The organism is Devosia sp. Z6_126 (assembly GCF_058133495.1).
Genome location: NZ_JBYUNO010000002.1, coordinates 872,583 through 888,579, shown reverse-complemented (window position 1 = coordinate 888,579; position 15,997 = coordinate 872,583). Strand labels below are relative to the sequence as shown.

The window sequence follows — 15,997 nt, the reverse complement described above, 5'->3', positions numbered from 1 at the left end:
TCCACAGGAACGTGCATTTAGCTTCCCAACATGCGGGAAAGTATGTCAGCCGTGTTGCGGCTCAGCTCGGTCGAGGCCTGCAACTGCCGGAGCGCCGCGTGCGCTGCCTCGCGCCGGTTTGGCTCCAGATTCTGCCAGATTCTGAAGCCTGTCAGCACCCGCGCAGCCACCTGCGGGTTGACCGAATCCACCTCCGCCACGAAGTCCGTCACGAAGCGGAAACCGGCGCCGTCGGCACGGGAAAACTGAGTCGGGTTGCCCATCGCAAATGTCCCCACAAGCGAGCGCAAGCGATTCGGATTGGTCTTGGGGAAGCCGGGATCGGCAAGGATGGTACGCATGCGCTCGATCACCCCATCATCGGTGGCGCTGGCCGAAACACTGAGCCATTTGTCGAACACCAAAAGGTCCCCGGCAAAGCGCAGGCGGAAGTCAGCTAGAAGGGCAGGGGCGTCGGGGGTCCACTGCGAACCGCTGACCGCGAGCGCCGCCAGGCGATCGGTCATGTTGGTGGCTTCATGGTACTGCCGGGCTGCGAGCGCGGCCCCATCGGGGCTCGCTTGGACCAGGAGGGACAGCAGGCGATTGCGCAAGGAGCGTTGGCCGGACTGCGCCGTGGTGGGGGCATAAGCCTCCGTGATGGCGAGGCCCTCGTAGGCGGCCTGCAGCATTGCAGCAACCGGTCCGAAGACTGCGCCGATCAAAGCCTGGCGCACCTGATGGACGCGATCCGGATCTACATCCCGGCCGATGGCTCGGGCAACAACCGACTCGTCGGGCAGACCAAGTGCCTGCGCCTTGAAGGCGTGGTCGAGCCCGGGGTCACCCAGCGTCTCCATCATGGCTTCGCGCAGTGCGGCGATCGCTTCATCGCGCCAAGTCTTGCCTTGGGCAGCTGCCACCATCAGCTCGGTGCTGACCGATTGCAGCGCTTCCCAGCGGTTAAACGGATCGCTGTCATGCCGGGCCAAGAACAGATTGTCCGCCGCGGACCGGTCGGCATGGACCTGCACCGGCGCGGAAAAACCACGGAACAAGGAAGGAATGGGCTGGTTGGCGACCCCCCTGAACTCGATCACGGCTGTTTCGGTGTCGAGGATGATGAGGTCGTCGCTTACCGTTCCGCCAGATACGCCCGTCCAGCTTAGTTCGCTTCCGTTGGGTCCGAGCAGGCCGAACTTGACAGGGATGACCAGCGGCGACTTCTCCGGTTGCCCGGGAGTTGGTGCGGTGTGTTGCTTGAGGGTCAGCCGATAGGTGCGACTGATGGGATCATAGCTGTCTGAAACCGTGACCTGAGGGGTGCCAGCCTGCAGATACCAGATCTTGAATTGCTCCAGATCGATATCGTTGGCTTCCGAGAAGACCGCGAGGAAAGCCTCGATAGTCGTGGCTTCACCATCGTGCCGCTGGAAATAAAGGTCCATGCCCTTGCGGAACCCGGCTTCGCCCAAGAGGGTCGCCAGCATCCGCACGATTTCGGCACCCTTCTCGTAGACGGTGGTCGTGTAGAAGTTGTTGATTTCGCGATATTGGTCGGGGCGGGGTGGATGGGCCAGCGGCCCACCATCTTCGGGAAACTGCGACACGCGCAAATTCTGCACGTCATGGATCCGCTGCACCGGACGGCTGCGCTCGTCCGAGGAAAACTCCTGGTCCCGGTAAACCGTTAACCCTTCCTTGAGGCAAAGCTGGAACCAGTCGCGACAGGTAATGCGATTGCCCGTCCAGTTGTGGAAGTATTCGTGAGCGATGACGCGCTCGATCGAAGCGTAATTGGCGTCGCTGGCCGTGTCCGGCCGGGCAAACACCAGCCGATCGTTGAAGATGTTGAGGCCCTTGTTTTCCATGGCGCCGAAGTTGAAATCCGACACCGCGACGATGTTGAAGATGTCGAGGTCGTATTCGCGCCCAAACCGCTTCTCGTCCCAGGCCATCGAGCGCTTGAGGCTGTCCATGGCCCAGCCGCACTGGTCTTCCTTGCCTGGCTCGCAATAGATCGCCAGTTCCACCTTGCGGCCGGACATGGTGGTGAAGCTGTCGCTGATCGAGCCGAGCTTGCCGGCAACAAGGGCAAAGAGGTAGGCCGGCTTGGGGAAGGGGTCCTCCCAAACCGCATAATGCAGGCCGTCGCCAGCGTCACCGCGCTCCATCAGATTGCCGTTGGAGAGCAGCACCGGTGCCACGGCCTCCGGCGCCGTTATGCGCACCTTGAATGTGGCGAGGTTGTCGGGGCGATCGAGGTAATAGGTGATGCGCCGAAAGCCCTCGGGCTCACACTGCGTGCACCAGGTCCCGTTGGAGCGATAAAGCCCCATTAACTTGGTGTTGTTTTCCGGCCGCAGGGTGACCTCGGTTTCCAGCACGAACCGACGCAGTGGCGGCTCGACGAGAGTCATCCCGTTGGCATCGGCTGCATAGGCAGCCTCCACCAGCGGCAAGCCGTCGAGGGCCACCGATTGCAGCCGCAAACCGTCGCCATCCAGCACCAGCGGCGTGCCTGCAGCCGTGTCCGGGCGTGGCTCGATCGTCAGCAGCGAGCGAACGCGCGTCCCCTCTTCGAGGATGCGAAAATCCAGGTCTACCGCCGTGATGCGATAAGGACTGGGCGCGTAATCTTTGAGATAGATAGTGTGCTCGGTTTCAGTACGCATGATTTCGGTCCAGGTGTGAACCTTAGTCTTCAATCGATTGTGGCCGTGCCGCAACAGCAGACTTCGGTTAGATATGCGATCAGTGCGGCTCGTGGCCGCCTCCCTCCTTCTACGTCAAATTGGACGTCAATGGGGAGGGAAACCAGTTATGTGGCTGGCGTCCCGCGCAAGATTTCCCCCGGTTGACGTTCCAGCGTCTTCTATTTTTGGGAGTCAGCGTCGTGACAGGGCGCTCTTGAACGTCTGTTTGCTTGAAAAAGGGTGGCCGCATGTTGCGCTGGTTTGAACAACGTCTGAACCCGTATCCTGTCGAAGAGCCCAGTGAACCGCCCCGTGGCTTGCTCGCGTTTTGCCTTTACTACAGCCGGGGCGCCAAGAAGTGGCTCGGCTTGATGGCTGTAACCGCGGCGCTGATCGCGGCGGGCGAAATCCTGCTATTCGGCTTTATCGGCGATGTGGTGAACTGGCTGGCCGATGCGGACCCCCAGACTTTCCTGGCCACGGATGGCTGGAAGCTGGCCATCATGGGCGCGATCGTCGTTATCGTGCTGCCGGGGCTGGTGCTGCTTTCAACGCTCACCATGCACCAGACTCTTCTTGGTAATTTCCCGCAGCGTATTCGCTGGATGAGCCATCGCTATCTCATCCGCCAGTCGATGAGCTACTTCCAGGACGAGTTTGCCGGGCGCATCGGCGCCAAGCTGATGCAGACCTCGCTCGCCGTGCGCGAAGTGGTCATGAAGCTGCTCGACATGCTGGTCTATGTGAGCGTTTACTTCACCGGCGCGGTTGTGCTTGCCGCCGCGACCGACTGGCGGCTGGCACTGCCATTTCTGGCCTGGGTGGTCTGCTACATCCTGTTGATGTGGTACTTCATTCCGCGGCTCGGCAAGATCTCCGAGCAACAGGCCGATGCCCGCTCGACCATGACGGGCCGCATCGTCGATAGCTATACCAATATCGCGACGGTTAAGCTCTTCTCCCATTCCAATCGGGAGGAGCGTTATGCCCGCGAAGCCATGGATGGCTTTCTCGACACCGTTTATCGGCAGATGCGCATGTTCACCGTGCTCAACGTGGCCGTGAATTTCTCCAATGCGCTGCTGCTGTTTTTCGTTGGTGCCACGGGCATCTGGCTTTGGTTACAGGGGACGATGTCCCCAGGCGCCTTGGCGGTGTCGCTGGGGCTGGTGATGCGGTTCCAGGGCATGAGCCAGTGGGTCATGTGGGAAATGTCGGCGCTGTTCGAAAACATCGGCACGGTGCGCGACGGCATCGCCTCGATTTCGCTTCCGCGCGTTGTGTCCGATGCCGAGGGGGCGCAGCCAATCGGCAAGGTCACTGGCGACATCCGCTTTGAAAATGTCAGCTTCCATTATGGCAAGAACAGCGGTGTCATCGAGGGGCTCAACCTGCATATCCGTCCGGGCGAGAAGATTGGCCTGATCGGCCGGTCAGGCGCGGGCAAGTCCACCATCGTCAACCTGCTGCTCCGCTTCTATGATCGTCAGGGCGGCAGCATCCTGATCGATGGCAAGGATATCGCGACAGTTACCCAAGACTCCCTGCGCGCCAATATCGGCGTAGTGACCCAGGACACGTCCTTGCTGCACCGCTCCGTGCGCGACAACATCGCCTATGGCCGCCCCGATGCCACGGAAGCGGAGATCCGCCAGGCGGCCGAACTCGCAGAAGCCGCCGATTTCATCGAGACCCTGAGCGACGCCCAGGGCCGCAAGGGTTACGACGCCCATGTCGGGGAGCGTGGGGTAAAGCTCTCCGGCGGGCAGCGGCAGCGCATCGCCATCGCCAGGGTGCTGCTCAAAAACGCACCAATCCTGGTGCTCGATGAGGCCACCTCGGCGCTCGACAGTGAAGTGGAAGCGGCCATCCAGAGCCAGCTGCAACTGCTGATGCGCGGCAAGACCGTGATTGCCATTGCTCACCGGCTTTCGACCATCGCTGCCATGGATCGGCTGGTGGTGCTCGATCGCGGACGGGTGGTCGAGCAAGGCACCCATGCCGAGCTCCTCGCGCAGGGCGGGCTTTACGCTCAACTCTGGCAGCGGCAATCCGGCGGCTTCATCGAAGCCGACCAAAGCGAAGAGGCCGCTCAGTAGAGCGGCCTCTGTGCCGTCGTGCCCGTGCCGGCGCTCCTAGGATTATTCTGCGCCTCGAAGCAAAAAGTCTTGCACAGCCAGACCACCCCCATTGGAGCTATCCGGCAGACTCTGTAGAAGGCTGAAATCGATTGCAGCGGCGCTTTCGCTGCTTTGAACGACGTCTACTGGGAGGAAACGGATGTCCACTGCCGCCGCTTATTCTGTGCTTGAACTGGGAGGGACATTCCGCCTTTCCTCGCCAACCTATCACACCTCGGCTCCCATCACCTTGCCTGGCGACGTACATGGCGCCCTGCTGGCGAATGGGGAGATCCCCGATCCGTACTTCGGGGAGAACGAGAAGGAGGTCATGTGGGTCAACCGCACCGAATGGTCGGTCGAGCGCAGCTTTGAAGCAAGTGCAGCCGATATCGATGGCTATTTGACCCTGACCCTGGCCGAGGTGGACTGCATCGCCACCATTTTCCTCAACGGCGAAGCGATCGCCCGCACCGATAATTCCTTTGTTCGCCATGACATCGATGTGACCGGTAAGGTACGGAAAGGCAGCAACACGCTGCGCATCCAATTTGCCGTCACGCGCGATGTCGCCAAGGCGCGCGCCGAAGCGCATCCATTCCCGCTGCCTTTTACCAAGAACTACCAGACCAATGGTCTGGAGGGCATTCACCTCAATTTTGTGCGCAAGGCCCAATGCCATGCCGGCTGGGATTGGGGCATATGCCTGATGCCGATCGGCGTTTATGGCACGATGCAGCTGCGCCGCTCGCGCCTCGCGCGGCAGGAAAGCGTACAGGTCGATCAGCTGCATCGCGACGGCGCTGTCGAGCTGACCATCCGCACCCGCATCTTCGCCTTCGCCGCCGGCGAGGTGTCGATCAGCCACGCAATCGATGGGCAGAGCATTCGCGAAACCGTGCCCGTCCACCGCGGCGAAAACCTGCTCATCCATGGTGTTCGCATTGAAAACCCGCGCCTGTGGTGGCCGGCTGGGCAGGGCGAGCAGCCCCTTTATGAGCTGGAAACCGAACTAGATGGTGAGCGCACTACCCGCAAGCTTGGCTTGCGGCAGCTCGAATGGGTAGTCGAGCCCGACGAGATCGATCACACCTTCAAGTGTCGCATCAATGGGCGCGACATCACCATGATGGGCGCCAACTGGATCCCGGCGGATGCCATTCCGAGCCGCATTACGCCTGAGGTTATTCGCGATCTGTTGGGCAGCGCCAAGGCCGCGAATATGAATATGCTGCGGATCTGGGGCGGTGGGCAGTATGAGCCCGATTGCTTCTATGATCTGTGCGATGAGCTTGGGATCCTCATCTGGCACGACTTCATGTTTGCCTGCATGAGCTATCCGTCCGATCGGGCGTTCCTGGCCAGCGTGCGCGAGGAGGTCACCCAGCAGGTGCGGCGACTGTCCCATCACGCCTGTATTGCCCTGTGGTGCGGGGACAATGAGGTGATCGGCTCGCTGGGCTGGTACCCGGAAACGCGGGCTGCGCCAGAGCGTTACGTGGCGAACTATGACCGGCTCAACCACATGCTCGGCACCATTGTCGAGGATGAGGATCCGGCGCGGCGGTTCTGGCCGTCATCGCCCTCGATGGGCTATCTCGATTTCTCGGATGGCTGGCATGCCGATACCCGCGGCGACACGCATTACTGGGATGTCTGGCATTCGGCCAAGGCTTTCGAGGCCTATCGGACGGTCAATCCGCGGTTTGCTTCCGAGTTCGGCTTCCAGTCGTTCACCTCGATGAACGTAATCCAAACGTTCTCTGAACAGAAAGACAGGAATCCCTCTTCGCCCGTGATGGAGAACCATCAGCGCAATGACGGGGGCAATGCGCGCATCCTTGAAACCATGACGCGCTACTTCCGCTTCCCGCGCGATTTCGACCAGATGGTGTTCCTGTCCCAGATCCAGCAGGGCCTGGCGATGAAGACCGCCATCGAATACTGGCGCTCGACCAAGCCGCGCTGCATGGGCACGCTTTATTGGCAGATCAACGATATCTGGCCGGTCGCGAGCTGGGCGAGCCTTGATTACGGCGGGCAGTGGAAGCTGCTGCAGTATATGGCGAAGCGCTTCTTCTTGCCGGTGAACGTCGTCGCGGTACCCCGGCATGCAGAACTCAAGACCAATTCGCGCGGGCTGCCGGTCGAGGGTGCGGCGCCAACGCAGATCGTGCTCAAGGCCGTCAACGATACCGCGGCCGAGGTGACGATCAGCCTCGAAGTCCGGGCGGTCAAGGTCGGCGGGGGCGATCGAGTGGTGTTCTCCGGCAGCAGCGCCGTTGGCCCGGATGCTGCAATGGCTGTGGCGACGCTCGACGTTGCCGATCTCGCCGCCGACGAGTTCCTGTTGTTCACCTGGCGCGATGCGGCCGGCAAGGTGCTGGGCGAGAATGATTACTTCCCCAAGCCCTACAAGGCCTATGAGCTGCCGCCCGTAGCGGTGTCGGCCAGCTGGGCCGAGGGCCCCGCCGGCCCGGTGCTGACCCTTGAGGCCGATAAGCCCGGCCTGTTCACCACCGTGACGGTCGATCAGCCCGGCTATTTCTCCGACAACGCCATCACCCTGCTGCCGGGTCGGCCCACAGTGCTGGGCTTTACGCCTCGCCATGGCGGCAAGTTCAGCGCCAAGGAGCTTGCGGCCACGCTCAGCATCCGCACGCTGGCAGATACCTTCTAGCTCCGGCCAGCCCCTTGTCTCGTGGCAAGGGGCTGACTCTTCAGCCCTGTTCGCGCCCGGATCAATGGTTGACAGGGCGCGGTGGGTGCGGCCAACCTGCCGATGCCGCGTTCTCCTGCGGCGCTCCGGATCCGCTCCATGTCGACGACTATTGCTCCCCTCGAGGAGCGCCGCCTGTTTGGCATCGGCCTCGTGCTGTGCGCCAATCTGCTGTTTACCTGCCTTGATGGCTCAGCCAAATGGCTCGGCCTGGTTGGCTTGCCAGCGATGCAGATCATCTTTGCCCGCTATTTCGTGCACCTCGTGATTGTTTCAGCGGTCAACCTGCCCAATGGTGGTCGCGATCTGGTGCGCACCGCCAATCTCCGGATCCAGATCGTGCGGGCACTCGCGCTGCTCGGATCGAGCCTGTGTAACTTCACGGCGGTGCGCTATCTGCCACTGACGGTCACCGGCGCTATCGGCTTTACAACACCGCTGATCATCTGCCTGCTCTCAGTCGTGTTTCTGCACGAGCAGGTGGGCTGGCGACGCTGGACCGCCATTGGCGTGGGGTTCATCGGCATCCTGATCATCGTCCATCCCGGCAGCGAAGCCTTCCAGCCGGCCACGCTGTTGTCGCTCGCCGGGGCAGGGTTCTACGGGGCTTATGTGCTGCTGACCCGGCGCCTGGCCGGTGTCGATTCGGCCGCAACCCAGCAGTTCTATACCGGCGCCGTGGCAGTGGTTTTGCTGTTGCCCTTCGCCTTCGCCGATTGGATCTGGCCAACGACAACGCTCGATTGGGTGGTTTTTGCCGCTGTCGGCGTGATTGGTTTCCTGGGGCACCAGTTCGTGACGGTGGCGCATCGTTTTGCGCCGGCCTCGACCCTCGCACCGTTCTCTTATGTGCAGATCATCTTCATCGCCGCGCTGAGCTGGATCGTCTTTAACCAGCCGCCTGATATCTGGTTCTTGCTTGGCGCGCCCATTGTTGTCGGCAGCGGCTTTTACATCTGGCTGCGCGAGCGGGCCTTGTCCAAGCCCGTGGGTCCCGTCACCGAGCAACGCTGACGGGGCGGGCCGCCATGGCTCGCTCGCGCCAGGTGGCGGCATAGGCGTCCAATAGGGGCAGGGCCAAGGGGGCGATGGGCTTTCCGCGGCTCGAGCCCGGCTTAGCGCCGCCAAACAACATGCTGGCTCCAAGACTGGTGCCAGTGCTGTCGGCCGAAGCACTGACCGGCACGCCGGTGAGCTGGGCGAGCGCCGCCGCGAACAGCCCATTGCGCGCAAAGGGGCCCTCGATGATGATCTCCTCGCCCAGCCCGCAGAGTTCAAGGCAGGTCTGCGTCACCAAGGCGAGATAGAGCGCGGTGGCAGCCGATCGCTCGCCCGGCGACAAGCCGTCGGGATCGGTTGTCCAGCGCCCCGTAGCCGCCGGGAACGGGCCAACCCCTGGGGCAAAGCTGGGCAGGGCCTGGATGTCGCCGGCGATCACCGCATGGAGCTCGGCGCTTGTGGGTTCGACATAGGTACCGACGAGAGCGTCAAATTCCCGGCCGCCCATAAAGCGGGCGGTGGGTACGGGCCGGCCGAACGCGTCCACATTAGCGAGGCTGTCGCGCCGCTCGTCTAACCCTTCGGTCTTGCCTCCGATGGTCATGGCGATGGTCCAGGTGCCGGTGGAAAGGATCGTGACCGGCGCCTGCTTCCGACCGAGATGCGGCAGCAGCGAAGCGTTCGAATCGTGAATGCCTGAGGTGACCGGCGTGTCTACGGCCAGGCCGGTTTGGGCGCTGATCTCTGCCTTGATCGTACCGATAATGCTGGCAGCGGGGTGGATGGGGGCGAAAAGTTTTTTCCAACCCTGGCTGGTCACCAGCGATGAGAACTTGCCCTGCGCCGGCGCCCACAGATCGGTGTGGCAGCCAAGCGAGGTGACCTCGCTGGCGAGAACCCCGGTGAGCCGCCACGCCCAGTATTGCGGATAGGGCAGGATATGGGTCACGCCGGCAAACGCGTCGGGGAAGTTGCGGGCTTGCCAGAAGAGCTGCGCCCCCAGGTTCAGTCCGCCGGGCAGGCTGGGCGACAATGTCTCGGCAAAGCCGGGGCGTATAGCCCGGTACTGGGTGTCGAGGGCATCGGGCCCGGCATATTCATAATCCAGTACGGGGAGGGCCAGCTCGCTCCCGGACAGCAGGGCCGCCGTCGCGCCATGCGTGGTGATCGAAATGCCCTCGATGCCGTGCTCGGCATGCAATGCTCGAAGGCTCGCGAGGATAAAGGACCAAAGCCGCTCCAGATCGGCATGGGGGTAGGGCCCGTCGCGGACCACGCTGTTGGGCGTGCTGCGGCTCGCCACTTGTGCAGCGTTCACCGTGTCGATCAGCACCAATTTGGCGTTGGTCTTGCCAATATCGATGACGGCTACCAGTCGAGGATCGGGCATTGCAGCAGTTCCAAGCAGACCCTTCTGCAGTACTGCAGAAGATAGAAGCGCGCTAGTTGGTGCGATCGGCAACGCAGTTTTGAGGGCCCGGTGTGCCCTTGGCGGTTGAAGAACGCGGGCAAGCGCGTAAATAGGGCCCATGAACACTGCCCTTTCGCCAGCACAAGTCCCCACCGAACCCGTCTCGCTGCGCGAAGCTCGCCGCTTTTCCGTGGCACCGATGATGGAATGGACTGACCCCAGGTGTCGCTATTTTCACCGGCTGCTGACGAAGCGCGCGTTGCTGTTCACCGAGATGGTGACGAGCGCGGCGCTGGTGCATGGTGATGCGAGCCGGCACTTGCGGCTCGATCCGGTTGAGCAGCCGGTGGCCGTGCAACTGGGTGGGTCGGACCCGCACGAGCTTGCGGCCGCGACGCGCCTTGCGGATGCGGCAGGTTTTGCCGAGATCAATCTCAATGTGGGATGCCCCTCTGACCGGGTGCAATCGGGCAGGTTCGGCGCCTGCCTGATGGCCGAGCCGGAACTGGTGGCGCAATGCGTGCGGGCCATGCGCGATGCCACCGATCGGCCCGTGACGGTCAAGTGCCGCATCGGTATCGACGATCAGGACACGGAAACCGGCTTGGATCGCTTCGCCGACGCCATGGTGGAAGCAGGAGTTGACGCCCTTTACGTGCATGCCCGCAAGGCGTGGCTGAAGGGGCTGTCACCCAAGGAAAACCGCACAATTCCACCGCTGGACTATGACCGGGTGTATCGGCTGCGGGCGCGGTTGTCGCCGCTGCCGGTGATGATCAATGGTGGCATCGAGACCCTGGAACAGGCGGAAGAGCATCTGGCCCATACCGACGGGGTGATGCTGGGGCGGGCCGCCTATCATACGCCCATGCTGCTGGCCGAGGTGGATCAACGCTTCTTTGGCGCCAGCGAGCCGACGCCCGGGCTTGCCGAAGTAATGCAGGCAATGGCGGACTATGCCGCCCGCGAGCGCGCCACCGGGATGCGGGTCAATGCGGTGACCCGCCATATGCTGGGCCTGGCCAATGGACTGCCGGGGGCGCGGCAGTTCCGGCAGATCCTGAGTGTGGATGCCTGTCGGGCAGGGGCGGACGAAGGCGTCATCCTGCGCGCGCTCGATGCCCTCGAAGCTTCGGCCCTGCGGATGGCTGGCTAGTCGACCAGTTCCAGCGAATTCTGAGATACGCTGTAGCGGCTCAGGGTTTCGAGGTAAGTCATGCCCAGGAGACTGGTCTCAAGCGCATTGCGCTCGGCCACAAAGGCCGTGACCCCCTCGCGCGCAATGCCGCCCACTTCGATCTGATCGAGCCGCACCCGCGCTGCCTGACCAGTGCCGTTCGCGGTGGCGACGGGAATGGAATAGCGCAGCCGGCTGGTGTCGATACCGGCGGCTTCCGCATCGGCTTCGGTCAAGACCACCGCGCTGGCGCCCGTATCGAAGATCATCGGGGTGGTGTGACCGTTGATCGTGGCGGCGATTTCGAAATGTCCGCCCATTCCGCGCCGGAAGGTGGCGGTACCACGCTCGGCATCCACGACGGCAACCCCCGGGCGCAACTCGCCGGCGACCCGCCCGGCAATGCCCACCAGCTCATCGCGATAGCTATAGGAGACTGCCGCTATTGCGAAGATCGCGACCCATAGACCAATGGCGCCAAAGAGTTCGGACGCGCGCCGGCGCCTGCCAAAGGCGCCGCCGGCAAAAACAACGAGCAGGATCAGGAGGGGCAGGAGTTGAGCTGTTTGCGCCTGGGTGAGGCCCAGAAGGGCACCCGCATCACTACTCACGAGAGCGGCCAAGCCAACAGCAACCAGAAGGGCGATGCCGATAAAGATCATGCCTGCGCCCTGTTCCTAGCTGTGCAAATCATCTCACAGCATAAAGGAAAACTCGGGGGCGATTTCAAGGCCCGGCGGCAAAGCACACGAGAACCGCGAGCACCACAATCTCGAGGAGCGCGACGAGGCCACCCACGACGTCGCCGGTTTGACCGCCCAGCAAACGCCGGCAAAGCCCCGCCCAGGCAACGGTGGCGACGCCAGCAAGCAGCGCGGCGAGGAGGGGAGGGAGCCAGCTGCCCAAGGGCCAGGTGCTGAGGGTGAACAGCACCAGGGCGAGGGCCAGCCCTATGGCAAACGCAGGACCGCTGAGACTCCCGGCCGTGGCCGAGGCACCGTCGCGCCGGGCGGGTGGCAGGGCCACGGCGAGCCACAATGCTCCCGAGCGGGCTAGCACTTGCGCCTCTAGCCAGAGGGTGGCGGCTCCAAGCGGATCGACAGCGGCAAGGCTCGCCAGCGCCGCGACCCGCATCAGGAGCAAAAGGCAAAGGGCAGCGACGCCATAGGTGCCGTGCCGGCTATCCTTCATGATCTCGAGCCGGCGCTCGACAGTTTGGCCGCCGAACAGCCCGTCGGCACTGTCAGCCAGCGCATCCTCGGCCATGGCGCCGCCGGCAACCACCAGCACGGCAACGGCAAGAGCGGCGGCAAGCAAGGGCGGCATGCCCAAATGCGGGGCGACAAAGAGCGTGAAAGCCGGTGCAAGCCCGATCAGGATGCTGGCGAGCGGCAGGACCGGGGCCATGCGATCGAGCTGTGGCAGCTCATGGGGTGCAGATCCGGTGGGCAGGCGCGAAAAGAAGCGGATGGCCATCAGCAGATCGGCCGGCACGGCGTGCCAGCGGCGCGGTCGCGCTCCGTTCAATTGCATTTCGCTCCCATCTGCGCCAGAAGTCCGGCCTTCCCTACCACTCGTTGTCCGGTTTCTCCATGCCCCTACACCCAGCCTATGCCGATGTGCTCGAACTGCTGACGATCCTGCCGGAAGGCGACGAGCAGGCAGTGAGCGCGGTGCGCGAGCGCGAGCGACACCTGACCAAGCCCGCGGGCTCGATGGGCAAGCTCGAGGAGCTGGTGGAGTTCCTGGCGCGCTGGCAGGGGCGGGCCAAGCCGCGGCTCGACAACCCCATGGTCACGATCTTTGCCGGCAATCATGGGGTGACCGACCAGGGCGTATCGGCGTTTCCGCGCGAAGTGACAGCGCAGATGGTGGCGAATTTCACCGAAGGGGGCGCCGCGATCTCCCAGATTTGCGCCCTGCACGAGATCAATCTGCGCGTGTTCGAACTGGCGCTGGAACTGCCCACGGGCGACATCACGCAGACCGCGGCGCTCGACGACAAGATGTGCGCGGCAACCATCGCCTATGGAATGGAAGCGATCGCTGGCAAGCCCGACCTGATCTGCATCGGGGAAATGGGCATCGGCAACACCACCGTGGCGGCTGCGATCTATGCGGCCCTATACGGCGGCAGCGGGCGCGACTGGGTGGGGCGCGGCACCGGGGTGGACGATGCCGGCTTGGCGCGCAAGGCCGATGCCGTGGACCGCGCGCTGGCTTTGCACAAGAGCGACCTGGATCATCCGCTGGCGATCCTCGCTCGGCTTGGCGGCCGCGAGATCGCGGCCATGCTGGGGGCGATCATTGCCGCGCGCCATCAAAAGGTGCCGGTGATCGTGGACGGCTTTGTGGCAACGTCAGCGGCGGCGATCGCCCATGCCGTGCATCCCAATGCGATCGATCATTGCCTCTTTGCCCATGTTTCGGCCGAGCCGGGGCACCGCCGGGCACTTGAAGCCATGGGGCAAACCGGGCTGCTCGATCTTGGGATGCGGCTGGGGGAGGGGAGTGGCGCCGCCCTAGCCGCAGTGCTGGCCAAGACCGCGCTGCACCTGCACAACAACATGGCGACGTTCGAGAGCGCGGCGGTCACGGACCGCGCCTGAGGGCCAAGGGCGCCGAAGCGGGTCAGCCCGCTTCGGAATAAATCTGCAGCCGGTCTTTTTTCTGCACCACTGGCGCTAGGGCGTCCATGACCCGGGCGCGGGGGAAGGTCGCGATCACTTCGGTGCCGAAGCGCACTTTGGAGAAGAGATCAAAGCGCCCCTGGTGCAGTTCCATGATCTTCTGGACGATCGGCAGCCCAAGCCCCGCCCCTTGTTCGGCAGTCTTTTGCGCCAGCGAGCCCTGCCCGAAGGAGGAGAGGACGGTGGCAATCTCATCCTCGGGAATGCCGGGGCCGTTGTCCTTGACCGAGATCAGCTGCCCGCCATCGCCGCTGCGCGTCACGACGAGGGTGATCTTGCCGTTCTGAGGCGTGAACTTGATGGCATTGCTGAGCAGGTTCAGGATCACCTGGCGGATGGCGCGCTCATCGCCCCACAGCCGGGGCAGGTTGTTGCCGACATTGAACACCAGCTCGATGCCTTTGGCCTTGGCGCGCAGTTCCATCATGCGGCGGCAATCGGCAGCGATATCGACCAGCGAGACGATTTCCTCGTTGAGCTCGTATTTGCCCGCCTCGATGCGGCTGAGATCGAGCAGCTCGTTGATGAGATTGAGCAGGTGCTGGCCGCTGGCGTGAATGTCGCCGGCATATTCCTTGTATTGCGGCACCTGATGGGGGCCCAGCAATTCGGACTGCAGCACTTCGGAAAAGCCGATAATGGCGTTGAGCGGCGTGCGCAGCTCGTGACTCATCGTGGCAAGAAACTGCGACTTGGCGATATTGGCCTGCTCGGCATGGCGCCGTGCTTCATCGGACATGTGCCGGGCTTCTTCGAGTTCGCCGATCAGCGTGTCTTTTTCCGCCTGGTGGGTGACGGTCTCGAGTTCGGACGCGTGCAGCTGGCGCGCGAGATAAACAAAGAAAACCTCGCCACACACCGCAACGGCCGCGAGCATGAAGTTGAGCGTGCCGCCGAGGGCAATGAGGTTGATCGAAACGGTGAGCGTGACCGGCAGCGTGCTCATCAAGGTGGCGGGCGGCAGGGTGTGGGTGGCCACGGCATTGGCCGCGACGCTCACCAGCACCATGGCAAACATCACCGGCGTCAGGCTCTCGGGGCTGGCAACCAGGGTGAACAGGGCGAGCAGCGACCAGGCCAAACCATAAACGGTTTCGCAGGCGACAAAGCTTGCCGTCCACTGACCGGCATTGAACTTGGCGGGATCGCTCGCCTTGAAGCGCCGCGCGACCAGCACGATCACGAGAAGGCTGATCAGCACCGTCCCTGCCCAGAGGGTGGCAAAGAGCGGCGGAACCCAGAAACTGGAGACAAAGGACAGGATGACCACGATGGCGGCCATTGGCAATGCCGCAGCAAGCCGGGCGCTGGCATAGTCATGCAGCAGCTCGAAGTCGAACGCTGCGCGAGTGCCCGAACTGGACGTCAGGCGTTGGCGCGCATCCAGCACGGTTTTTTGTGCGTTGCGCTTGGTGTCACGCCCCATAAGCGAGCGGACGTCAGCGTCGATCGTGGCCCAGGACGGCATTGAACTCTTACTCGGTACTAAGTGATGCGAACCAGAAACGCATTCGCTACGCTCACAGCTGAACAGTAGCGATGGCGTAGTTAACGGGCGGTGAAATCCTGAATCGATATCTAAGGCGAAGGCGAGTGTTCGCCGGACGACGCGGCTCGCTCCTCGCTGTGGTGATTTTGGCCCTAGTGGCCGTGCTGGCGGCATGGCTGGAGCCGGAACTCCCACCTGTCAGCGGGGCAGGGCGCGCCAGCGATGGCGACAGCTTCCGCCTGGGTGATCAACGCGTGCGCCTTCTCGGCGTTGATGCCCCGGAACTGAGCCAGACCTGCCTTCGCGCGGGGGAGAACTGGCCTTGCGGGCAGGCGGCACGCGATCGCATGGCCGAACTGCTACGCTCCGGTGAGCTCGACTGCCGCCCCGAGGGGCGCGACAAGTATGATCGATTGTTGGCGCGATGCGCCATTGGTGATGAGGATCTGGGCGCCACCCTCGTCGCTGAAGGTTGGGCCCTGTCTTCTGGTGATTACGACCGCCAGCAAAGCGCGGCTCGATCGGCGAGCCGAGGAATTTGGGCGGGGTCATTTGTGCCGCCGCGCGAATGGCGCGACCAGCAGGATCGCCCTGAAGCCGTCTGGGACTGGCTCCCCTTCTTCTAGAAGGGCAGCAGGCCCACTGGTACGCAAGATTATTGCGAGGGCCGCCGGGATGTGGCAGTTAATAACCTAAATTGGGTCGGCAAAGCGGCCC

General features: G+C 63.1%; 11 protein-coding genes. 6 read left to right on the top strand and 5 right to left on the bottom strand.

Features of this window, described 5'->3' with window-relative positions; genetic code table 11:
* Window positions 1–17: 17 nt before the first annotated feature.
* Window positions 18–2,654, bottom strand: a complete 2,637-nt coding sequence (pepN, locus tag AC3YOG_RS11355) for an aminopeptidase N (protein WP_489935138.1) — start codon at window positions 2,652–2,654, stop codon at window positions 18–20.
* Window positions 2,655–2,923: 269 nt separating this feature from the next.
* Here pepN and AC3YOG_RS11350 point away from each other — a divergent pair, with 269 nt between their 5' ends.
* The 3 genes from AC3YOG_RS11350 (at window position 2,924) to AC3YOG_RS11340 (ending at window position 8,528) form a co-directional block, all read left to right on the top strand.
* On the top strand, window positions 2,924–4,774 hold the full coding sequence (locus AC3YOG_RS11350; RefSeq protein ID WP_489935137.1) for an ABC transporter ATP-binding protein: 1,851 nt from the start codon (window positions 2,924–2,926) through the stop codon (window positions 4,772–4,774).
* Between the two features lie 181 nt (window positions 4,775–4,955).
* On the top strand, window positions 4,956–7,475 hold the full coding sequence (locus tag AC3YOG_RS11345; RefSeq protein WP_489935136.1) for a beta-mannosidase: 2,520 nt from the start codon (window positions 4,956–4,958) through the stop codon (window positions 7,473–7,475).
* 138 nt (window positions 7,476–7,613) lie between these two features.
* On the top strand, window positions 7,614–8,528 hold the full coding sequence (locus tag AC3YOG_RS11340; RefSeq protein ID WP_489890328.1) for a DMT family transporter: 915 nt from the start codon (window positions 7,614–7,616) through the stop codon (window positions 8,526–8,528).
* Here the strand turns inward: AC3YOG_RS11340 and AC3YOG_RS11335 are convergent.
* Complete coding sequence (locus tag AC3YOG_RS11335) at window positions 8,512–9,903, bottom strand: FGGY-family carbohydrate kinase (protein ID WP_489935135.1); 1,392 nt, start codon at window positions 9,901–9,903, stop codon at window positions 8,512–8,514. The two genes, AC3YOG_RS11340 and AC3YOG_RS11335, sit on opposite strands and share 17 nt — an antisense overlap.
* Before the next feature lie 139 nt (window positions 9,904–10,042).
* Here AC3YOG_RS11335 and dusA point away from each other — a divergent pair, with 139 nt between their 5' ends.
* Window positions 10,043–11,080: a tRNA dihydrouridine(20/20a) synthase DusA gene (dusA, locus tag AC3YOG_RS11330; protein ID WP_489935134.1), complete on the top strand. Its 1,038-nt coding sequence runs from the start codon at window positions 10,043–10,045 to the stop codon at window positions 11,078–11,080.
* On the opposite strand, the gene AC3YOG_RS11325 is transcribed toward dusA, so the two are convergent.
* Window positions 11,077–11,763 (bottom strand): retropepsin-like aspartic protease family protein, encoded by a 687-nt coding sequence (locus AC3YOG_RS11325; RefSeq protein ID WP_489935133.1) that lies wholly within the window; start codon window positions 11,761–11,763, stop codon window positions 11,077–11,079. The genes dusA and AC3YOG_RS11325 overlap by 4 nt on opposite strands.
* Window positions 11,764–11,827: 64 nt before the next feature.
* Window positions 11,828–12,634, bottom strand: coding sequence for an adenosylcobinamide-GDP ribazoletransferase (locus tag AC3YOG_RS11320; RefSeq protein ID WP_489935132.1), 807 nt, complete (start codon window positions 12,632–12,634; stop codon window positions 11,828–11,830).
* A gap of 59 nt (window positions 12,635–12,693) precedes the next feature.
* Here AC3YOG_RS11320 and cobT point away from each other — a divergent pair, with 59 nt between their 5' ends.
* Window positions 12,694–13,710, top strand: a complete 1,017-nt coding sequence (gene cobT / locus AC3YOG_RS11315; RefSeq protein WP_489935131.1) for a nicotinate-nucleotide--dimethylbenzimidazole phosphoribosyltransferase — start codon at window positions 12,694–12,696, stop codon at window positions 13,708–13,710.
* A 22-nt stretch (window positions 13,711–13,732) separates the two neighbouring features.
* Here the strand turns inward: cobT and AC3YOG_RS11310 are convergent, their stop codons facing one another.
* A complete protein-coding gene (locus AC3YOG_RS11310) occupies window positions 13,733–15,259 on the bottom strand; it encodes a sensor histidine kinase (protein ID WP_248306941.1) in 1,527 nt (508 codons plus the stop codon).
* A gap of 125 nt (window positions 15,260–15,384) precedes the next feature.
* Between AC3YOG_RS11310 and AC3YOG_RS11305 the strand changes: the two genes are divergently transcribed.
* On the top strand, window positions 15,385–15,906 hold the full coding sequence (locus AC3YOG_RS11305) for a thermonuclease family protein (RefSeq protein ID WP_489935130.1): 522 nt from the start codon (window positions 15,385–15,387) through the stop codon (window positions 15,904–15,906).
* Window positions 15,907–15,997: the final 91 nt, after the last annotated feature.